The organism is Microbulbifer sp. JSM ZJ756 (assembly GCF_044383805.1).
GTDB classification, from domain to species: domain Bacteria; phylum Pseudomonadota; class Gammaproteobacteria; order Pseudomonadales; family Cellvibrionaceae; genus Microbulbifer; species Microbulbifer zhoushanensis.
In genome coordinates this window covers 1-22,187 of sequence record NZ_JBISER010000011.1, presented here as the reverse complement: position 1 = coordinate 22,187, position 22,187 = coordinate 1, and the positions used below count along the sequence as shown (strand labels likewise).

At 60.8% G+C, this 22,187-nt stretch carries 13 protein-coding genes; 5 read left to right on the top strand and 8 right to left on the bottom strand.

Annotated features, from left to right (window positions below):
* Positions 1-44: 44 nt before the first annotated feature.
* Positions 45-1,622: a hypothetical protein gene (locus ACH6CX_RS16195; RefSeq protein WP_396675910.1), complete on the bottom strand. Its 1,578-nt coding sequence runs from the start codon at positions 1,620-1,622 to the stop codon at positions 45-47.
* A 325-nt stretch (positions 1,623-1,947) separates the two neighbouring features.
* On the opposite strand from ACH6CX_RS16195, the gene ACH6CX_RS16190 reads away from it, so the two are divergent.
* Positions 1,948-3,498 carry an alpha/beta fold hydrolase gene (locus ACH6CX_RS16190; RefSeq protein WP_237063116.1) on the top strand — a complete coding sequence of 517 codons (1,551 nt, stop codon included), beginning with the start codon at positions 1,948-1,950 and terminating at the stop codon, positions 3,496-3,498.
* Positions 3,499-3,683: 185 nt separating this feature from the next.
* On the opposite strand, the gene ACH6CX_RS16185 is transcribed toward ACH6CX_RS16190, so the two are convergent.
* Positions 3,684-5,360 carry a serine hydrolase domain-containing protein gene (locus ACH6CX_RS16185; protein ID WP_334079255.1) on the bottom strand — a complete coding sequence of 559 codons (1,677 nt, stop codon included), beginning with the start codon at positions 5,358-5,360 and terminating at the stop codon, positions 3,684-3,686.
* 255 nt (positions 5,361-5,615) lie between these two features.
* Between ACH6CX_RS16185 and ACH6CX_RS16180 the strand changes: the two genes are divergently transcribed.
* Positions 5,616-8,348, top strand: a complete 2,733-nt coding sequence (locus ACH6CX_RS16180) for a M1 family aminopeptidase (RefSeq protein ID WP_396675908.1) — start codon at positions 5,616-5,618, stop codon at positions 8,346-8,348.
* 57 nt (positions 8,349-8,405) lie between these two features.
* Here the strand turns inward: ACH6CX_RS16180 and ACH6CX_RS16175 are convergent, their stop codons facing one another.
* The 3 genes from ACH6CX_RS16175 to ACH6CX_RS16165 form a co-directional block, all read right to left on the bottom strand.
* Positions 8,406-9,875 carry a sulfotransferase gene (locus ACH6CX_RS16175; RefSeq protein ID WP_396675906.1) on the bottom strand — a complete coding sequence of 490 codons (1,470 nt, stop codon included), beginning with the start codon at positions 9,873-9,875 and terminating at the stop codon, positions 8,406-8,408.
* 69 nt (positions 9,876-9,944) lie between these two features.
* A complete protein-coding gene (locus tag ACH6CX_RS16170; RefSeq protein ID WP_396675904.1) occupies positions 9,945-12,323 on the bottom strand; it encodes a TonB-dependent receptor in 2,379 nt (792 codons plus the stop codon).
* 88 nt (positions 12,324-12,411) lie between these two features.
* Positions 12,412-13,260, bottom strand: a complete 849-nt coding sequence (locus ACH6CX_RS16165) for a carbon-nitrogen hydrolase family protein (protein WP_233006644.1) — start codon at positions 13,258-13,260, stop codon at positions 12,412-12,414.
* Positions 13,261-13,589: 329 nt separating this feature from the next.
* Between ACH6CX_RS16165 and ACH6CX_RS16160 the strand changes: the two genes are divergently transcribed.
* On the top strand, positions 13,590-14,840 hold the full coding sequence (locus tag ACH6CX_RS16160; RefSeq protein ID WP_334079259.1) for an MFS transporter: 1,251 nt from the start codon (positions 13,590-13,592) through the stop codon (positions 14,838-14,840).
* A 268-nt stretch (positions 14,841-15,108) separates the two neighbouring features.
* Here ACH6CX_RS16160 and ACH6CX_RS16155 read toward each other — a convergent pair whose 3' ends face one another.
* On the bottom strand, positions 15,109-15,615 hold the full coding sequence (locus tag ACH6CX_RS16155; protein WP_233006646.1) for a transposase: 507 nt from the start codon (positions 15,613-15,615) through the stop codon (positions 15,109-15,111).
* A 203-nt stretch (positions 15,616-15,818) separates the two neighbouring features.
* Complete coding sequence (locus tag ACH6CX_RS16150) at positions 15,819-17,624, bottom strand: PLP-dependent aminotransferase family protein (protein ID WP_396675901.1); 1,806 nt, start codon at positions 17,622-17,624, stop codon at positions 15,819-15,821.
* 305 nt (positions 17,625-17,929) lie between these two features.
* On the opposite strand from ACH6CX_RS16150, the gene ACH6CX_RS16145 reads away from it, so the two are divergent.
* Positions 17,930-19,780: a serine hydrolase gene (locus ACH6CX_RS16145; RefSeq protein WP_396675899.1), complete on the top strand. Its 1,851-nt coding sequence runs from the start codon at positions 17,930-17,932 to the stop codon at positions 19,778-19,780.
* 35 nt (positions 19,781-19,815) lie between these two features.
* Here ACH6CX_RS16145 and ACH6CX_RS16140 read toward each other — a convergent pair whose 3' ends face one another.
* Complete coding sequence (locus tag ACH6CX_RS16140) at positions 19,816-20,808, bottom strand: integron integrase (protein WP_396675897.1); 993 nt, start codon at positions 20,806-20,808, stop codon at positions 19,816-19,818.
* Between the two features lie 323 nt (positions 20,809-21,131).
* Here ACH6CX_RS16140 and ACH6CX_RS16135 point away from each other — a divergent pair, with 323 nt between their 5' ends.
* Entirely contained in the window at positions 21,132-21,620 is a 489-nt protein-coding gene (locus ACH6CX_RS16135) for a hypothetical protein (protein ID WP_233006650.1), read from the top strand.
* Positions 21,621-22,187: the final 567 nt, after the last annotated feature.

Genomic DNA, 22,187 nt, shown 5'->3' with positions numbered 1-22,187 from the left:
CCTCCGGACGGAGGGGGCTTCCTGGCTGCACGGGCGGAAAGGCGTCAGCCCTCGTTATTCTCGTTGCCCGAACGCTCCTTGCTGGCGAGGGTCTTGTTGACCCGGGCCTTGACGCCGGGCTCCTGCTCGGCCTTCATTTCCGCCAGCATCAGCTTCATCTGCTGGTGCTGTTCCTCATCATCCAGTTCCATCAGCAGCGGCTGTGCCACGCGCGCGAAGTACTCGGCATCGCGCTTGTTGTAGAGCTCCTGGGCCAGCCACTGGGCAATGTGCACCTGGCGCGGAGCGCGCAGGTAAGCCTGCTCCAGCATCTCCATGTACTTCTCCTGCGGGTAGTCCAGCATCTGCATGCTCATCGCCAGGCCGTACCAGTGGGAGGCCGTGTCTTCATCGTTGTTGACGAGGTACACGAACTTGTCGCGTACCTTCTTCAGTTCTTCCCGGTCGCGCTCCGCCCCGGGAGTGTTGGCCTGCCGGGTCAGTCCCAGCCAGGCGTCCACATTCTGGTAGCGGAACTGGCTGCGGTCCTGCAGCGGCACCGAGGCCAGCAGTTCTTCGGCGGCCTCGTAGTTACCCATACGGGTTTCCGCATCTGCCTGTACGGATATCAGCTCCGCGCTCATCAGGCCGTTGGCGTGCGCATACTGCAGCAGGGAACCCAGTCCACCCAGGTTATAGCCGGACAGCACCAGGAAGTGCCCCACCTCGGCGATGGCACGCTGCGGCGAGAGCTGCTGCACGCCGGGTGACACCTCGCGGAACTCCTTCGGCACAATGCCACTCACCATCTCAAACTCGCCTTCCTGGAACAGCTGCGCATAGCGTTCCTGAACGTCTTCCAGTTTGACGCCGAAGGTGCTGGTGAGGGACTCCACCGGGTCGGCACCGTTGTTGTAGGCCCGCACGTAATCCCGGAACTGGTCCACCTTGCCGCTCTCCATGATCAGCCAGTGGGCCAGCATCCAGCCACTGGCGTACACGCGCGGCTTCTCCTCATCGGGGGTGTTGATGACCGTGGCACGCAGCAATTCCTCGAGCGGCATGGGGCTGGTGTAAATCAGCGTCATGGCCCGCTCTTCCGGCACGGCACCCAGCTTGTAACGGCCCGGGGTCGGGAATGTCATGGTGGACATGAACTCGGCAAAGCCCTCGCTGTACCAGTAGGGGTAGTGCGTGGTGTTGCGGTTATAGCTGAGGAAGTGGGTGTATTCGTGGAACAGGAATTCCCGCGCCTGCAGCTGGCGCTCGCCGGTACGGCCATCCAGGTTTACCAGCGCATAGCTGCCCTGGGCCGTGGTATCGAACAGGCCATTGGTCATTTCCGCCAGCTCCGGGCCAACCAGGCCGGCGTAGGTCTGGCGGTCAGCGGTGGCGTAAATAGTAAGCTTGTGCTGCTCCTGGCGGGCGCCCTCGGTCCCCAGCAGCTTCAGGGCGACCGCGCGATAGCGCTCCAGGTCGCGCGCCAGGGTTTCCACTGCCTCCGGATCACCATTGGTGACAATCCGGAAGTTGGTGCTGTCTACCTGGTACCAGGTCTCCTCCCCCAGGTTGTGCTGGGCGCTGCAAGCGGACAACACGAAACTGGAAAATATTACCAACAGGGCGAGTGTGCGATGGAACATAGTTCTGGCCACTTGGTGAGTTTTACTCGGGCCCTCCGTGGCGGGAATAACAGCCTCACACCCTACCGGTTTTCATTGATCAAAAAAAGAACAATTTTAGACCAGAACCGGGCATCCGTCGGATTGATTGGGACCCGGGAACGACTCCCGGTCAGCCCTGGCCGCCAAACTCGCAGATAGAACCGCCAGTCAGGTGAACCTGCTCGCAAACTGCCGCCAAGGCACCCCTAAAAGCTGCGAATCAGCGCTAAAGTCTCCATGTGACCCATAAAAATAAAGCGGTCACGATAACTAATAATAATTTGCGATGATGAGAGAGATATCTATGAAAACCACTCCCCTGCTGGGGCTGCTGGGCGGGGCGCTGCTGTCGTTCCAGTGCCTGGCTGCGCCACAGTTTATTCCCGACCTGGATATCACCACTTTTGATGGCACCGAGCTGGATGCCAACCTGTTTGTGCCGGATAGCGCGCCCCCGCCCGGTGGCTACCCCACCGTGCTGTTCACCAACAGCTGGGTGCTGGACAAGAACGAATACCTGCTGCAGGCCGAGGCGCTGGCGGAAGACGGTTACCTGGTGATGAGTTACTCCACCCGCGGCTTCGGCAAGTCCGGCGGGCTGGTGGATGTTGCCGGGGACAACAGTATCCGCGACACCCGGGTACTGATCGACTGGCTGGAAGCCAATTACCCGGTGGGCAAGCTGGCGCTCTCGGGTATTTCCTATGGCGCCGGCATCTCGTTGCTGACCGCTGCCGCCGATCCGCGCGTGGATGCCGTGGCGGCGCTATCCGGCTGGGCCGATGTGGTCGAGGCCCTGTATCCCAACGAGACCGTCAACCTGGTCTGGGGGTCCCTGCTTGTCAACACCGCCTTTCACCGCGAGCCGGTGGTGGACAACGTCTGGTCGGACCTGCGCAACGGGGTCAACATCGATGGTGTACGCGAATTCGGTGCCGCGCGCTCGGCCCTCGCCATGGTGGACGCGCTGAACGACAACGGCACCGCGGTGCTGATGTCGAATAATTTCGCCGATTACCTGTTCAAGCCCAACAGCATGACTGACCTGTATACGCTGCTCGAGGGCCCGAAAAAACTGCTGTTAAACCCGGGCACCCACGCCATCACCGAGTTCCTGGGCGGCAACAACGGCCATATCTGGCAGACCACATTCCGCTGGTTCGATCGCTATCTCAGGGGTGCGGCCAATGGCATCGACAGCGAACCACGGGTGGATATGACCGTGCGCATCGACAACCGGCTGGAGCAATTCGAGGATTTCCCGGTGACCAACCAGCGCCAGCAGTGGTACCTGCACCCGCGCTACGGCTATCTCGACAGTGGTGACCTCAAGGGTTACGCCTACGGCGGCTGGAGCTGGCGCAATGAGTTCCACGGTGGTGCCGACACCAGGGCCGGCACCGGTATCCCGCTGGTCTCGGATGCACTTGAGGGCCTGGGTATCCCGGTGTACACCAACATGCTGGGGATCAACGGTTACCACGCGATCGAATACCACTCGCCGATCCAGTGGCGCAAAATGAGAATCCGCGGCACCCCCAGCCTGGAGCTCTGGATCCGCCCCAGCAAACCGGACGTGCAATTGCACCTGCACCTCTACGACACCGACATGCTCGGCCTGGGACGGCTGGTCACCCACGCACCAATCACCCTGCGGGGCCTGGAGGTGGGCCAGGAGCAACGGGTGGAAGTGGACTTCTTCACCACCAGCTACGACCTGCCCGCCGGCCATTTCCTGTCACTGGCCATCGACACCGAGGGCCTGCTGTACCAGAAACTCGACGACCGCAATTACACCGTCGAGATTCCCTACCGCGGCAGCCGTGTGTCCAGGCTGAGTGTGCCCGTGCTGTAGGCCATTTCCACCCGGCAATATTCCGCGTGGCACTCGGGTGACCGGTAGCACAGGGATTCCGCCCAGCGATTCGTTACCCCGGGCAGGCCGGGATCCAGTTGCCCCGGAAGTGATGGCAACTCCCGGGGCATAGCCGGGTCCGCTGCGCGGCGCTCCTGGCCATTCGCCCCGGTTCGCACGGTGAATCAGAGACGCTTGTATTTCAGGTTTTTCACCCGTTCAGTACTGGCTGAGAACCCGACGACACGTCCCCTGGCATCGCGCTCGAATTCGATCACTGCGCGCCCACTGATAAAACGATCACCAGGCACCGGCAAAAGCTTCTCATCCCCCGTTCGTCGCCTTGCTACCAGCTGGTCACCGGTTTGCTCAAGTCGCTGGAAGTGATCCAGCTCCGGGCTGTAATAGTTCCCGGCCAGTGCCTTGATCTCCCCGGTGTCGAAAGAATCCGGGGCATAGCGCTCGAACTCCATCTCGGTCCACCCCTGGATTGCCACTTTCATGGCGGCGCCCGTGAATGACACCTGTGCGGGAGAGCCGAAAATTGAGGCACGGAAACTGCTAGCTGAGCCCGGATCCAGCTGGAAACGGCCCCAGCCACTGAATACAAGGTAATAATCCCCATCTTCTTCAGTGATGGAACCCTGCACCATCATTTTATCCTCATGCCAGTAATGGCCGGCATATTGCTGCAACTTTTCGTCAGTGTCCTTGAACCGTTTTACGGCAGCGGGAGATTTACCATCCGCTTGCACCGGAGATGGCGCCCGGCTTCCTGTGGCTCGCTTCTCTGCCAGGTAGAGTGCAGCGACCTGCCTCGCCAGGGACCTCGGGTCGGCATCGGCGCGATTGCAGAGCACTGCCAGGCCCAGGTCGGCCCCCGGGTAACGGGCAATTTCCGTACGAAAGCCCACGAAAGTCCCCCCGTGGGCCACTTCCCGCGCACCGTGAAACTCGTCGACAAAAAGGCCAAAGGCGTAATCCAGCTCCTCACCATTTTCCAGGCGACCCGGTTTCTCCAGCTCATGAATCAACTCCTGCCGCTTCTTTCCGAGCCGGTTCTCACTAAAGTTGTCATCCCAGCGCTTCAGGTCCCCGATGGTGCTATAGAGGCCACCATCCCCCACCATATCCAGCTGCGTCATGCTGATCCGCCATTTCTCGTCTTCTCCCGGCGCATAACCATCGGCCCGGCGCGGGACAACGTGGGTGTGATCATCATGGAAGTGGGTTTGCTCCATACCCAGCGGCTCGAACATATTCTCGTGAGCCCATTCGCGCAGGGATTGTCCTGTGACTTTTTCTACCACCTGGGCCAGCAGCAGGTACCCCGAGTTTGAATACAGGTGCTGTGACCCCGGCTCGAAGTTCAATGCCTGTTGCCCGGTAACCAGTCGCAATGCTGATTCTGTGCTGTACGAGTCACCCATATCGGCAAGCTCGGCGAGGTCCAGGTAATCGCGAATACCGCTGGTGTGATGCACCAGTTGGCGCAGGGTCACCGGGCTGCCGTAATCGGGCATTTGTGGAAAGTATTTCTGGACCGGATCGTCCAGGTCGAGATCCCCCGACTCATGTAACAGCGCAATGGCGGTAGCCACGAACTGCTTCGATGTGGATGCCATCCGGAATACTGAATCGGGAGTAAGCGGAATATCGTACTCCAGATTCGCCATGCCGTAGCCGCGGGCATAGGCGATTTCGCCACCGCGGTAAATCCCCAGCGCACAACCCGGGGCCTCCTTACTATCGTATGCAGCGAACACTGCGTCGATATCGGCTGGCGTGGGCTCACCAGCCATTGCGGCTGGCCCGCACAGCGAGATGGAGAAGGCGATGCAGTTACCGAAGACCTTATTCATGGTGATTCCCTGTGTTGATTGCAAACCTGCGTGCGGCCATCAACAAGCCACGCAAACCACTACCACGATACCCAGAGCATCCACGTTACCACGGCCCGGCGGGCGTGCCGCAATGGCGTCAATTACACGTAGGCACATTACTGAGCAATGTGGCGCCAGCTGTTCCGGCAACCATCAATGGCGACCACTGGCCAGCCACGGGCCAAGCCGCCGCTGGTCCGTTACAATGCCGGTTTTGCCAAGCATCGGGAGCTTATGAGAAAGATAACCCTGCGCAGCCTGCTGGCAGTGCCACTTCTGGCCCTGGCCGCCTGCAGCCCGTCAGAAAAGCCCGCGGACGGCGAGCGTGCCGAATCCAGCGGCAAGCCACCCACTTCCCAGCTGGTGAAGATCTCCGGCGATGCGGAGAAAGAGGCACCGGACGGCCGCCTGCCGGAGGGCGTCCGCCCCACCGCCTACCGCCTCGACCTGCTGCTGGACCCGCGCCGTGACGACTTTTCCGGCACCGTGGAAATCGATATCCAGCTGGACGAGTCCGCCGACCATATCTGGATGCACGGCAAGGACATCCGCGTCAGTGAGGCCACCGCCACCACTGCCGACGGAAAGACGGTCGCCGCCGACTACCAGCAGGTGCTCGACAGTGGCGTGGTGCGGGTCAGCTTCGCCGAGCCGCTGCCTGCCGGCGAATTCACCCTGAGCCTGGCCTACAGCGCCGATTTCGATCGCAACCTGTCGGGCCTGTTCAAGGTGGAGGAACAGGGTGATTCCTACGCCCTGGCCAAGTCCGAGTCGATCCAGGCGCGCAAGTACCTGCCGGGCTTCGATGAGCCCGGCCTGAAGGCACCGTTCGATATCAGCCTGACGGTGCCCGAGGGTTATGCCGCCATCAGCAATGGCGCGGAACTGAAGCGCGAACCGGCGGGCGAGGGGCTGGAAAAAGTCACCTTCGCCACCACCCGGCCTACCCCCACCTACCTGCTGTCCCTGTCAGTGGGGCCGTTCGATGTGGTGGAGCGCGACGCCATCCCGCCTAACAAGTACCGCAAGGAACCCATCCCGCTGCGCGGCTTTGCCCGCAAGGGCCGCGGAGATGACCTGGACTATATCCTCGATGTCACGCCGCGCATGCTGGAGATATTTGAGACAGAACTGCAGCGTCCCTACCCGTTCAAGAAACTGGACATCATCGCCGCACCACAGTGGCCCAGTGGCGCCACCGAGCTGTCCGCGGCCATTACCTACCGCGAGCAGCGTATCCTGGTGGAAGGGGATGAGCCGGCACCGGGGGCACGGCTGGCACTGCTGGGTGTGCATGCCCACGAGATCGCACACATGTGGTTCGGCAACCTGGTCACCCCGCCCTGGTGGGACGACCTGTGGCTGAAGGAAGGCTTCTCCACCTGGGGCACCCCGCTCACCCTGACAATCTTTGAGCCCGAGGGTGGCCACGACCTCAACGCCGCGGTGCGCGCCATCAGCGCCATGCAGCTGGATTCACTGGCGAGCACCCGCGCCATTCGCGAACCCATCGACAAGAATGACGATATCCGCAACGCCTACGACTCCATCACCTACTCCAAGAGCCTGGGCGTGATCCATATGGTGGACCAGTACTTCGGCGCGGACCGTTTCCGCCCCGCCCTGGGCCGCTATATCGAGACGTTTGCCGACGGCGTGGCAGACTCGGACGACTTCTATCGTGTCATCGGCGAGGAGACCAACACCCCGGAACTGACCGACACCTTCCGCAGCTTCGTCGAGCAGAAAGGCGTACCGGAACTGACAGTCAACCTGGACTGTGACAGCGGCGACAAGCCCCGGGTCACCATCCGCCAGGGACGCTACAAGCCGCTGGGCTCACCGATCCAGCTGAGCGGCCAGCAGTGGACCATTCCCCTGTGCCTGCGCAGCGACCAGGGCCGCCAGTGCCTGATGCTGGCGGACAGCGAGCAGACCGTCGAGCTGGAGAGTGAACAGTGCCCGCAATGGCTGCTGCCCAATGCCGACGGCAGCGGCTACTATCGCTGGAACCTTGCCGGGGAACAGTGGCAGGCACTGGTGAAGAATTTCGCCGACTTCACCCCGACCGAGCAGCTCTCCATTATCGACAGCGCCTTTGCGGCCTTCGAGGCCGGCGAGCTGCCCATCGCCACCGTGCTCGACGTGGTGCGCGAATCCGCTGTCGCCAGCCAGCGGCAGGTAATCACTGCGCCGCTGCAGTACCTGGGAAAATACCGTCGCAGCATCCTGCCGGAGAAAGCCCTGCCGGACTTCACCCGCTTCCTGCAGGGACTCTACCAGCCGGTGCTCGAGCGCACCGCCGGCAGCGACACCCCGGAGCAGAAGCTGCTGTACAGCGAGCTGCTGGCCTTTATGGCACTGGTGGCCGAGGACCCGCAGGCACGCAAGACCCTCGCCGACAAGGCCATTGCCTTTACCGGCTTCAAGCGTGAGCGCGATGCCGCGGCACTGGACTCCGACCTCTATGAAGCGGCCCTGGTAGTGGCGGTACAGGATGCCGGCCGGGAGTTCCTGCCGCACCTGGTGAAGGTCCGTGGCGAGCTGGATGACCCGCGCTTTGAGAATGCCAGCGCGAATGCCATCGGCGCGGCCAACGATCCCGAACAGGTGCAGGATGTCCAGCGCCTGGCGGTGAGTGAGGAAATGGGCCCGCGCGAGGCCTTCGGCCTGATCGCCACCGCCGTGGCACAACCGGCGGTACAGGAACAACACTGGCAATGGCTGCGGGATAACTTCCCCACCGTGGTGGAGAAAATTCCGGGCCAGTGGCGCCGCCGCACCCCGTCATTTGCCCGCACCTTCTGCACCAGCGACCGGCTGGACCAGCTTCAGGCACTGTTTGAGCAACACAGTGCACTGACGCCGGGTTACCAGCGCAGCATGGCGCAGACGGAAGAAACCATCGAGCTGTGCATGGCGCAGCGCGAGCAGGCACCGGAGTTTATCCGCGCCCTGTCCCGCTGACCCACTCTGCATGACCGGGTCCCGGCACTGTACGGGTCCCGGCTATCCCTGCCGGACCTACCCTACGGCGATACCCGCATTTTCCAGTTCCTCCGCCAGCGGTGCCAGCTGCTCGCGGTAGTGCTGCCAGTGGCCCACCGAGCGTGTATACAGCGGCTGGCGCACCTGGGCCGAACTGGCGGTGGCGACCGGGCTGCTGTTGCGGTGGAATTCCCCACAGGCGGTTTCCCATTCAAGTCCTGCAGCGGAGACCAGGGCGGGGGCTTCCCGGTCAAATTGCCCCACCAGCTGCTCGTAGGATTGGAAGCGTATGCGGCCAGCCAGCGACTCCTGCCAGGTTTCCCGCAAGCGGTGGTAGGCAATGTAGTAGCGCGCCAGGTCCCGCAGGCTGTAGGAGAACGGATACCCCATCCGGAACAGGGTCTTGTACATGGCGAAGCAGGCATCCAGCGGGTGGCGATCCATCCAGACCATGGTGGCGCCGGGCATGCTGCGCGCGATCAGGCCGGCGTAGAGAAAGTTTTGCGGTGTCTTGTCGATATGCTTGCGGGCGGGTGAATCGTACTGCCCGAGACGCGCCAGGTAGCCGCCGGCAATTTTCCCGGCGGGCCATTGTGCGGTAGCCCTGACCAACTCTTCCTTCGGCAGGCTGCGACCGGCAGCCACCATCAGGGAAAGGGGCAGGTCGGTAATCTCGCCGAAACTGTCACACTGGCTGTGGCTGGACAGGATACGGTCCACCAGTGTCGTGCCCGAGCGGGGCAGGCCGAAGACAAAAACCGCCTGCTCACCACACTGCCGATCCGCGTCGCCAGCCTCCAGCTGCCCGTGTTCCCGGGCGATCAGCTGCAGCACCTCGAGATCACCCTCAACGCGATAACGCATCGTCGCACGACGCAGCTCCGCCCCCCGGCTGAACTGCTGGAATGCCCGGTCGAACTCACCAACATCCTCGTATTCCTTACCCAGCGCATAGTGCAACTGGATACGGTCATTGAGCCTGAGATCACTTCGCGTAACCAGCTGTTCCAGGGTGGGGATATGGCTGGCATCACGGGATACGCGGCGGATACCACTCAGTACCTGCTGGGCCTGGCCATCGGTTGGCGATTCCTGCACGAGGTTCCCGAGGATGGACTCCGCCTGCTCCAGGTCACCCAGCGCCAGCAGGTTTGCGGCCAGGTTATAGCGCGCATTGCGGTCGCCTGCCTGCGCCAGCCGGCGATAGATTTCCGCGGCTTCTGCGGGCCGCTGGCACTGCGAAAAGAGTTCAGCGCACTGTTCGAGGTGCCGGCGATCCTGTCCGGCATGATGGCGGTATTCCGCCAGCAATGATCGCACTGCACGGTGCTGCCCCAGGAACAGCCGGCAGCGTACCTGCAGGGGAAACAGCTCGAGATTGCCGACATGGCTGTAGCGAAGTTGTTCGACAACCCCATCAGCCTCACGAAACCGGCCCTGGCTGAGCAGGTGATTGGCTCGTTTTATTCCATCGTGTATTCCGGCTGCGGATTCACTGGCATTCACTATGTGTTTCGCTTTACTGGCGTAAAAAAGGGGCGCAATGCGCCCCAATGTACCCAATCAAGGAGAAAATCAGAAGCTGACCTTCAGGTTGGCACCGATTGTGCGCGGCTGCACCAGGAAGCTTTTGGCCCCGTTGCCGTAATACTGTTGCGACGGGTCCGTCCCCATATACTCCTCCTTGAACAGGCCGGTGGTACCTTCCTCATTCGTAAGGTTCTTGGCGAACAGGGTGGCAGTCCACCAGTCGCCGGCAACGCCGATATGACCGTCCAGCAGGGAGAAGCCATCGAGTTCGGCGGCAAACCGCTCGCTGTCACTGGCGGCGTTCATGGTGGAGGACTGGTAGTAGGCAGCCATACGCCCGATCATTTCCAGCCCGCCGTTGCCCAGCGGCGCCCGGTAATCCAGTGCGGCGGTCAGGGTATTCTCCGGGGTGCCCGGCAGGCGCGTGCCGGCACTGGCCAGCGGGGTCGAGTAACCCGGGGCCAGCAGGTCGGCATCCAGCTCCGCATTGACGTAGGCGTAACCCAGGCTGTAGCTGAAGCTCTGGCTCAGGTCTCCCTGCAGCTCCAGTTCTATACCCGAGGTGCTGGCCTGGTCGCCATTGGCAACCGCAAAGAAGCCCCACACCGGCGTGGCGGTATTGACCTGGACATTGTCCCAGTCGACGGCGAACGCAGCGGCGGTATAGGTGACGCTACCCAAGCTGCCCTTGATACCGGCCTCGTAGTTAATCACCGTATCCGCTTCGTACTGCGCCCAGGACGGGTCCTCGCCAAAGAAACCGCTGGTCGGTGCCGCGTTGGAACCACCGCGACGGTAGCCCTCGGACACGGTGGCATAGGCCATCATGTTGTCCGCAATATCGTAGGCGGCATTGGCCTTGAACAGAACACCGTCATCTTCGGTGACCCGGCTGTCATTCAGCACCGGGAAGATTGCCCCCGAACCGTAGGCGGGGAAGTCCATATACACCATCGACTCATATTCATTGCTGAACTGCCGGGCACCGAAAGTCAGGTGCAGGGCATCCAGGTGCCAGGTGAGCTCACCGTAGAATGCCGTCTCGGTAAAGTTGTCTTCCCGTGCATAATCCCAGTCCTGGTCGCTGGCGACGATGCCCGGTCCCCAGGCAGTATCGGCCCACTGCTGATAGCCGCGCAGGTAACTCTGCTGGGCACCCGAAGTCTCCTGGTCGATATAGAAGGCACCCAGGATCCAGTCCAGGCTCTCGGAACCGTTGGATACCAGTCGCACTTCCTGGATAAAGGCCGAATCCTCGTACTGGCGCACGGCGGAGGCCATGGGCCGGTTGTAGTTGTAATAGAAGGCCCCAATCCAGCCATTCTGAGCGTAGAAGCCGGTATTCTCGGAAACAGAATCGCCGCTGTGATCGTAATCGGAAGTCGAGGAGGTCAGGGTGGCAAAGCCCAGCTCAATTTCTGTTTCCAGGGTGTTCAGGCTGGCCTCACGGCTGGACGGCTCGAGCTGGATGGAGCCGTTCTCATAATCGTCATAGGCATTGCCCCAACCATCCAGGCCCTCGGTCTGCTGGCGACGCCCGCCGACTTCATCGTCCTGGGTCATATGGGTAAAGAGTAATTCAAAGCCGTCGGTGGGCTGCCACAATGCCGCAAATTTGGCATAGGTGATCTCGACAGTATCGGCATCCTCTACATTCCGGTATTCCGCTTCCGGAGACAGGACACCCTCGGGGGCGGTGGGAATGCCATTGCTGTCGAGCCGATACACATTCACGTAATCGACAATACCCGCATTGTCCACAAGGCCAGCGGCGGCACGAATGGCAAAGCTATCGGACAGTGCCAGGTTAACGACGGAGTCAGCCGAGTAATTGAGCCCGTCAGAGCCCGTTGTGCTGGAGACCCCGGAACTGAAGTCCACCGAATTGCCATCCATCTCCGGCTTGCGGGTGATATACCTGACGGTACCGCCGAGTGACCCGGAACCATAGAGCGTGCCCTGGGGCCCGCGCAGGACTTCCACCCGCTCAAGGTCCTTGAGGATAAAGTTGGCGTAAACCGGCGTGCTGTTTACATAGGTGGAGACTGTCGGCGCCGCGGCCACGGAATAATCCCCCAGTGCGGCACTGTCGACATTGAGGCCTCGGATCATGATGCCGTTGATGACACCGGAATTGCGATTGCCTCGGTCCACCACGGCAACCCCGGGAACGTTCCGCATCAGCTCGGCCTGGTCGGTAATCTGCGCCGCACTGACATCGTCACCGGAGACAGCGGAAATGTTATAAGGCACATCCTGGAGCCTTGTTTCCCGGGCCGTTGCCGTAACGATGACTTCCTCGATTACTTCGTTATTTTGGGCAAAGGTGGCCTGGCTGAATGTCACGGCGCAGCCAGCGGATACCGCCGCGATCGCCATGGCCAGATGTTGCCTGCTGAAACCCCTGGTGTCTTTGTTGTCCATGATTCCCTCTGTATTTTCTCTATTGTATCGGCCGGACTGCGCCGCCTGGTGTTGTTGCCTAAAAAATTTTTGGGATTTCTCCCGTCTTTTACTCCGGCAGTTTCAATGGCCCGAGTCGCCCATAGGCGGGTGATGCCGCCCCATCCTCGTATTGGGGGAAACGGACCCTGCCATCACGGAAACTCTTGAGTACCTGGCCCAGCCCCTTCATGCCGCGCTCGCGGACCCGGGTCACTTTCTCCAGGTCCACCTCGAACGCGATCACTTCCTCATCCACAGAGGCCTCATGCAGGGTTTCCCCCTCCGGGCCCACCACGATCGAGCGCCCCACACCCTGGGTCCCGGCAGAATTCACGTCGACGATGTAGCACTGGTTGGTGACCGCACTCGCCCGCACAATCGACAGCTCATCACCACGGTCGATGGTGTCGGTCTTGGTGGGGTGGATGATGATCTCCGCCCCCAGCCAGGTCAGTGCCCGGGTGGTTTCGGGAAACCACATGTCATAGCAGATGGAAACGCCAAAACACCCGACCTCCGGCACCTCAAAAACAAGGAAATCTTCCCCGGGCGTTACGCCCTTTTCGTAGGGCAGGAACGGATAGAGCTTGCGGTAGCGGCCGACAACCTTTCCTTCCGGGTTGATCACCGGAGTGGTGTTGTAGACTGCACTGCCGTTCTTTTCATACATGGAGCCCGGTACCAGCCAGACCCCCAGCTCCCGCGCACTGCGGCAGAGCGCGTCCTCTTCCGCCGAGGGCAGTTCGCGGGCGTGCTGTACACCCACGCCCCGCAGTGCCAGCTCGCTGAGTACGATCATCTGCACCCACGGGTAACGCAGCTTGGTTTTCTGGATGCGCTGCAGCAGCAGTTCCAGGTTGTCCGCTTCGTCCAGCCGTAGCTGGAGGGCCGCGATCCCAAATGTTCGGTTCTTCATCGCCAGATTGTTTCCTGCTTCTACCGCCCGATTCAGGTCGGGCGTTGGATCTGGCTTTATCTTGGATAATCCGCAGGAGGGTCGATAGGTCCAGATTCCGGCCGCGGATGAGGCCAGGGGATCCATATTGGGCCGCAGCGGCCCATTTTGTGCCATTGGCCCCATCGCCCGCTGCTGACTGGCACTATCGGCGAACGGGCCATGGGTTAGCTTAGGGCCAGTAACGCCGTAAACTGTCAGCTGGCGGAAGCGGCTTCCCGGAACTGTCCTGAAATAACGGAGCAGGCCGGGGCTAATAACTATTTTCTGAGACCCTTCCCGGAGAGCCCATGAGTCACAATGCAGATAGCCTCACCGAGCAGGGGCAACCAGCCGTTGCCACCGGACCGCTTCCCACTGGACTGCCGAAGGCTGCGGCTGACGGCTGGATCGCCAGCCTGTTACTGGCCTTCCTGTCATCGGCCGGCCTCTACTATGTGAACATTTTCCCGGTGATCGTGGACTCATTGATGGCCGGGGCCGGCCTGTCAGCGGCGCAGGCGGGGGAGATCACCTTTGCCAATACGGTGGGCGCGGTTATCGGGGCATTCACCATTTCGCTGCTGGTGCGGCGGATTCCCCGCTGGAAACTGGCCGCCACCTGCCTGCTGGCAGGCTCCATCGGCATGGACCTGCTGACCATCAGCCTGGCGAACATCGAACTGCTGAAACCACTGCGGCTGGTGCATGGAATGCTGGGCGGTGCGTTGGTGGGACTCGGGTTTGCGGCGATTGCCCGCAGTGGCATCGCCGGGCGTGCCTACAGCATGGTGTTACTGGTGCAGTACACCGGCGGCGCCATCGGCCTGCTGGTACTGCCGGGACTGGTGCAGCAGCATGGCACCTATGTGCCCTTCTATGCCCTGATCACCTTCAGCGCCATCACCCTGGCGATGCTGCCGTTTGTTGCGGACTACCCCCTGCCGAAAGACGCGGACAAGAGCCTGCTCCCTACTGATTCTGAAGTTGAGACGGCAATCGCAGAAAAGAAAGCGTCCATGACACCGATGCTGGTTACGCTGGTCGCACTGTTCTGTTTCCAGTTCGCCAACATGTCCCTGTTCGCCTTTATCTTCGACCTGGGCAAGTCATTTTCCCTGCCGCTGGACTTCATCAGCCAGACCCTGTTCTGGGCCAACCTGATTGCCATCGGCGGCGCGGCCCTGGCCGCCTATACCGGCCAGCGTTTTGCTCTGGCGACGCCCCTGGGGATCGCCCTGGTGATTACCCTGCTGGGGCTGGCCATGTTCGCCTTCAGTGATATTCCGCTGGTATTTATCCTGGCCAATATTGCCACCGGCATGACCTGGGCTTTCTGCGTGCCCTACCTGCTCACCATGGCTTCACGGTTTGATACCGCCGGGCAGATGGGGGCGTTCGGCGGTTTTGCCTCCAAGATGGGGCTGGCCTGCGGGCCCCTGGTAGCAGGGCACTTTGTATCGGCGGGGGGCAGCTATACCCAGCTGGTGGGCATTGCCTGTGTGATGATCGTGCTGTGCATGGCGGCATTGCCATCGGCCGCACGACTTGATCGCGCGTGAACCGGGCCCCGGGCGCACACAAGGTGCGCCCCCTCCACCTTAAATCCCCACCCGCAGGGACCGATCTTGTTTCGGCCCAAACACCAGGTTTTTCCAGACCAGGGCGCACACGAGGTGCGCCCCTACATCAGGAAATTCCCATCCGCAGGGGCCGATCTCGTATCGGCCCAAACACCAGGCCCTTCCGGGCCCGGGCGCACACAAGGTGCGCCCCTACATTTGGAAATTCCCACCCGTAGGGGCGGACCTTGTGTCCGCCCGTTTCCTTTCAGGGCTCAATATACAGACTATCCAGCTCCCATTTGGCAGGATTATTCTGGATATATTCACGTACAAACGAGAATTCTGATTCATCGCGGATGATGCGATCGAAGAAACTGCGCTGCCACAGGCGCCTCTCGAATCGGGGCCAGCCACAAGCCCTGACACCGGCAATATAGCTGTTGGTGGTAAATGACTTAAAAGCCTGGATGACCCTGCTCACGGTAAATGCCACCGGGCTCTTGTCACCCGACTCTCCAGCGGGAAACAGAAAAATGCCGTGTACGTGATTGGGCATTACCACAAACTCATCCAGTTCCAGGCCGGGGAACCGCTCTGGTAACCCCAGCCAGTGATCCCAGATCATTCGGCCCGCGGCAAGCAACGGCAGGCCCTCAGTTGCAATATCGGCAAAGAGGCAGCGTCGATCCTGGGTACAGATCGTGATGAAATAAGCACCAGCGCGGGAATAATCATAGTCCCGTAAACGCAGTCGGCGACGTCGGGCATCCATGCCTGACTCCTCTGGTTCCGCGTAGCTCGGGCGCACACAAGGTGCGCCCCTACACCTGAAAATCCTCACCCGTAGGGGCCGATCTTGTATCGGCCCAGCCACCAGGACCCTCCGGCCTGGGCGCACACGAGGTGCGCCCCTACACCTGGAAATCCCCACCCGTAGGGGCCGATCTTGTATCGGCCCTTGGCTGCCGACAGGGGTTACTGCTGGGCCAGGATACCGGTATCGATCAGCTGGCCCTCTTCACTGAACCACTTGATCCGGTGTTCCTCCGCCACCACATGGAAAGCGGCCTTGCGGCCGTAGGACCAAGTGCGCCACTGGCGCACCCACATGTCCCCGTCCAGCCACCAGCGACCGGTATCGGTCTCATCCACGTCGACATCATTGCGTGAATAACCCTGCAGGGTACCGTCGGCCAAAACCTGGATCCGGTAGGACTCACCCAGCGTATTGGTGCCCAGGATAATCGCCCCCGGGAATTCCGCCTGGATATCCGCGGCGGACAGGTGCCTGCCGGTGGCGTTGTCCAGGGTTTCCTCGTTTTGCGACAGCTCACCATTGATCAATTGCGCGAGGATGCTGATACCGCCCTCGATGCGGTCAGCCTCGATGGCCGAAAACCCGATCCGCAGGGCATTGAACTCCCGCACCACCTCCAGCAACAGGCCCTGCTGCTCTGCCTGCTTCTGCAGCTGCTCCGCGTCGATACTATCCGGCAGTTCCAGCCAGCAGGCCGTGCCACAACTGGCACGACGCACCAGCAGCTTGGGCAGGTGGTGCATCAGGGCCTCGCCCAGCGCGGTCCAGCGTTCCCTGAGTTGCCGGGTAATGCGGAAGGTGGCGGCGTCCAGGTGACCGGAGGCCACGAACTTGGCCAGCAGCCGCTGGTTGATGGCCGGGATCCGCTCGCGCAGGGTATAGCGCAGGGCCCGCAATCTCTGGATCACTGGCTTGGGCGCCACCACAAAGGCCAGCTGCATGCCCGGGTCTATGACCCGGGGGAACTGGTAGAGGTAGATGACCGACTCGCCGCCACCGAGACTCTTCAGGGGCGGCAACGGATTGCCGTGGTAGCAGAACTCGTGCTCGCAGTCATTCTCGATAACCACTGCGCCCTGCTCGTTTGCCTGTGCCAGCAACTTGCGCCGCCGCTCGAGGCTGGTGGTCACGGCAGTGGGGTTGTGGGCATTGGGTTGCAGGAACCAGCAGTCGCTGCCTGTCAGTTGCGATCCCGGGTTGGGTCCGTCACGGTCCTGCGCCAACCCCAGCAGGCGCACCCCGGTGCGGCGGAAAATCTCCTCGGTTTCACTGCAACCGGGCAGTACCATGGCCAGACTGCGCCCGGCTCCCATAAACAGCTCGCCAATCAGGTAACAGGCCTGGTGCAGGTCGCTGGCCAGCAGCACCTGGCCCGGATCCACATAGATCCCGCGCCGCGGCAGCAACCGTGTACAGATCTGCTCGACCAGTTGCCGGTCATCCTCGTTGCCGCCGAGGGTGGCCCACTGGGCAACCTCGCGACCGGTATAGATATCCCGGGTGCACTCACGCCATTCGGCGCCCGGGAACAGTCGTGGGTCATACTCGTTGCTGACAAACGGGAAGGGATACTGGAGCCAGTTGGCCGGGCGGGACCTGAGCGCCCGCCGGCTGACGGAAACCGGGTTACACCGCTCGCGCCAGAAGGCCCGGTCCGGCTCGGAGCCTTCGCCCGGCACAGTGGCATCGCCGGGGCTGATAACCCCCTGGGCCTGCACGGTTTCACTGACATAGAAACCACTGCGCTCACGGGTCACCAGGAAACCGTCATCGACCAGCTGCTGGTAGGCCAGCACCACGGTGTTGCGGGCAACCGCCAGCTGCTCCGCCATACGGCGCGATGACGGCATCCGGTGACCGGCAGGAATACTGCCGGAGAGGATACCCTGAATGATTTTTTCGCGTATCTGTGCCTGCAGCCCCTTGTCGGCCTGCGGGTCCAGCACGATAAGTGATTCCGCCATGGAGTTATTATTCTGCTGTGCCGACGCCGCCAGAATCGCGGCGTTGCGGGCAAGTTTCCTGTAACGATAATGCCCCTAAAGCCGCAGATTGCGCAAGTTTCAGCCCGGTTACCAATGACCAAAAATGCAACTGGCCCAATAACAATCACGCAGCTGGCGCTAACAAAACCCTGTAAATTGAGGCAGCCTGTCGGTGCTCTGTGTCCTGCAGCACGCAGCCCCGGGTCGAAGTACCGGAGACTTTCCCCTCCGGGGACCGGGGTCGCGTCGCTGCCCTTCCGCACCAATGCCCGAACAGGCCGCGCATGGTTCCTGCCTCGCCAAAAACGTATTCCAGCCTGCGCCCGACCTGCTGGTGGGTGCTTCTGCTGGCGATAACCTGCCACCCCGGCGCAATTTCCTATGCTGCCGGAGAGTATGGCAACAGGCCGGAAGCCAGTGGTGAAGTCCAGCGCACGCAACTCCGCTTTTCCACCCTTGTTGAAGGCAACACTCCACTGCCCCTGCTGGATTACCGTCACTATGCGGTTCCTGACAATGCAGCCCCGCCCGGCAATCACTTCACGGGCAGGCTGCAATTATCTGGCGAAGCTACCGGTGGCAACTTCCGCAAGCACCGCGACCGCTTCGGCTACACCGGTGATCGCGACGCCCCGCGCAAGCACCTGCCCGAGTTCGATTTCGAGCTGGTACAGAGCGGCAGCCACATTTTTCCGCTGGAGCGCGGTTCAGTTGCCGGCGCCCACCCGGACTGGGAGTTTATCCTGGCCCCCGGGCGCGTATGGGATGAGCAGGGCGATCGCGGTTACAGCCGGGTAGCCTTGCCCTTCGCATTACAGGAGAGAAATGCCAACTGTATTCACAACGGCGTGATGACTTTCCTCTTCCGGGATAACGGTGACATCTCGGATGCTGCCTACCAGATCGCCGGGGAGACCTGTGCCTACTACCAGATGGACCTGTGGGGAAAACTCGCAGCCACTTATACGCGAGCTGAAATTCCGGGAGCGGACCTGCATATCCGTGACTACCGGGCGGAAATACGGCGACGGCTGCGGGTAAAACCACTGGCGGAACTGGGCAAGGACTTCCCCGGTAGCGACCACCGGGCATTCTCCACACCCGCAGGCAAGGACCCGGCCGCCCTGTCGCTGGTGGGCTATGTAATCGACGGCATTCACTACACCGGCGGCTGCCAGACCCGCCAGGGCCAGTACCCCTACTGCGATTCACTGGTGGTGCCGTCCTATTCCGTGGCCAAGTCGGTCTTTGCCGGCGGCGCCCTGATGCGGCTGGAACGTAGATACCCCGGCAGCTTCCAGAAACCGGTCGCCGGGCTGGTGCCGGAATGTGCCGCCAGTGAAAACTGGCAGGGTGTCAGCCTCAATGACCTGCTCGATATGGCAAGCGGCAACTTTACGCAGGCGGGGTTTATGGAGGACGAACAGGCGGAACATACCGACGGCCTGTTCCTGTCCACCAGCCACCGGGAAAAAATCCACTACAGCTGCAGCTACTACCCGCGCAAGGGAGAACCCGGTACCGACTGGGCCTACCACACTTCCGATACCTATATCCTCGGCACCGCCATGAATACCCTGCTGCGCCAGCATGAGGGACCGAACAGCGATATTTTTACCGACCTCCTGTACCGGGACCTGCTGGCCCCGCTGGGCCTCAGCGCCACCGCCGCCCATACTCGCCGCACTTACGACCAGAGACGGCAGCCCTTTACCGGCTGGGGCCTCTACTGGTTGCGGGACGATATCGCCAAAATCGCCCGCTTCTTCAACGACGCCAACAACAGCCTGCTTCACCCCCAGCAACTGGCTGCCGCGCGCCAGCAAGACCCGGCCGACCGGGGCCCGGAGCTGGGCCCGGGCAGCCACTACAACAATGGCTTCTGGGGACTGGAGATTGGTGAAAACCTCGAGGGATGCGAGAGCGAAGTATGGATACCGTATATGACGGGTTATGGTGGCGTGGTGGTACTGCTGCTACCCAATAACAGCGTCTATTACTACTTTGCCGACGATGATGCCTACGACTGGCTGGCTGTAGCCAGGGCAGCCCATAACATACGCCCGCTGTGCCCGGGCGCGACCCCGGGTGCAATACAAACCACCGCAACCCCGTGGGGGCAGCACGTCCAGTAGGCAGCAGGCCTCACCCCGCGACGGCCCCGGGCATGTCATCCCAGCCGGTCTACCGGGCTCACCACACCACTGCCAGCCCTATCGACCACATGGGTGTAGATTTCCGTTGTCCTGATATCAGAATGGCCGAGCAACTCCTGGATCGTGCGCAGGTCGCACCCGGATTCCAGCAAGCGGGTGGCAAAGCTGTGGCGAAACGCATGGTTGCGGCCGGGCTTGTGAATACCGGCCCGGCGCACCGCATTACGAACCTGACTGGTCAGCGTGGACGCATGCATATGGTGGCGACGCATCACCCCGGCAGCGGGATCGAGCTTGAGTTCCCGCGCGGGGAACAGGTATTGCCACCCGGGATCCGTGGCGGCGGAGGGATACTGCCGGGCAAGGGCATCCGGCAGGTAGACCGCACCATAGCCATCGTCCAGGTCCTGGGCATGCAACCGCCCGACCCGGCGGATCTGTTGCTGCAGGCGCGGGACCAGGGATGCGGGCAACAGTGTTGTGCGATCCTTGCCACCCTTGCCGGCCCGCACAAAGATGTTGTGGCGGGCGAAATCGATATCCATCACCCGCAGGGACAGCAACTCTGCACTGCGCAGCCCGCTGCCGTACATCAGCTCCACCTGCAACCGGAACACACCCTCCAGCTGTTCAAGAATCGCGGCGACTTCCGCTGCACCGTATACCACCGGCAAGCGCCTCGACTGCCGCGCCGATCGATAGCGCAACAACTCCAGCTCCCGACCCAGGAAGCGCCGGTAAAGGAATACCATGGCATTAAGCGCAACCCGTTGCGTATTCACCGAACAGTGCGCATCCACCGCCAGGTGGCCGAGAAAATCCTCCACCTCCGCTGCCCCCATGTCTTCGGGATGACGCAACTGGTGAAAACGGATAAACCGCTTTACCCAGTGTACGTAAGTCTGCTCGGTGGAATAGGAAAGCCCGATACGCCTGATCAACAGGCGCAACCGGGGCACAAGCCGTTCGCGGCTCTCGGGGGGTATATGATGGCGGATATCGTCCATGATGCAGCCACTTAACTGTTTATTTGTACAGCATATGGCCGATTAGACGCCGTCAAGGCGGGGATCAGGAGATACGTCGCGCATCCACACCGCACATCTGGCAACTGATTGACTTTGAAAGGGTTACTCTTAACATCAGTAGACGCAGCACTCTGGCAGATATAGGTTCAGTTGCCGTAACTACCGGCAAAACGATATCTACAACGCTCTAATACATTGAAAATAAAAGACTTATTCTTTCCTGTACAATTTTCGCGCGACAAATAGAGCCGGGGAGGATAGAAGGGTGCGTCCTTTGAATTAACTGTTATGCATAGGCGAGCATGGAAGCACTAATTAGAGAGCTGATATTCACTGGCAACATTGTTCAGGATTCTGATGAGTCTGTGCCTTGGCCAGAAAGAGAGAATCGATTCAATAGGTATATTGAGCTTCTTGATTCAATAGACGGGAGCGAAGGTTTGCCTGTTGCTAGGGCTTTAATTCAATCAATGCAGTCTGACGATGATTATGGAGCCTATCAGACCACCCAAGCAGCGCTGGGGAAGTTCTCGAGCAAGGAATATATAGAAGCGCTAACTCTAGAACTGCCGCCAATGATAAAGAGAGGCTCAGAATGGGCAGGCGAGCTTCTGTGTAGCCTGGCCAATTCAGTGGGTACGCAGCATGAGGCTGATATTGCTCTATTCATAAGAGCACTCAACGAGCTGCCTGGCGAGGATAAGAACACCATTTCCCGATATATTGAGCAACAAGAAGAAGGTGGGTGGCTTGCGCACCGAAAAGGGGTATTGCGTGGCATCAATGCATAACAAGGCCAAGCAAGCAGGGACGCCTTACAGGCGCCCCTGTTGGCAACGTTATATGTCTAAGCTAATTTCGTAATTTTTAGGACTATTTGAATAACAATGAATATGAATTTGGCATTCTTTCCATACTTCTTTCTGTTTACATCAGTGCTCCCCGCGGTACTTGCATTCTGGGTGGCACGTAAGCAAGGTCGTTCTTAAGTAGCATGCGCATTGGTGGCGCTTGTACTTGGCCTAAGTTGGGCTGGCGGCTGGCTGTACCTGGCGGTTCTCACCCTTTTGTCACCGAAGTCGGCTGAGACCTAAGGCCATATAACAAACACGGGCAGTGAAGCTCCGGCCCTTCGGGCCTCCGCGGGACGGCTTACCTTATGCACATTTTGCGCGGTCGCTTCGCTCCCATTATTGCGCAAAACGTACATAAGGTAATCCGCCCCTGCCGTGGGCGTTCTGGCTGTAGAAAAACTCTTAAAATATAGTGTTTTTTGATAGAATTGGCAGGTCGAAAAGGGGAATCCCGCCATGCCAAACTTCAAGCGGTACAATTACAACCAGGACGCGATGGTTGTG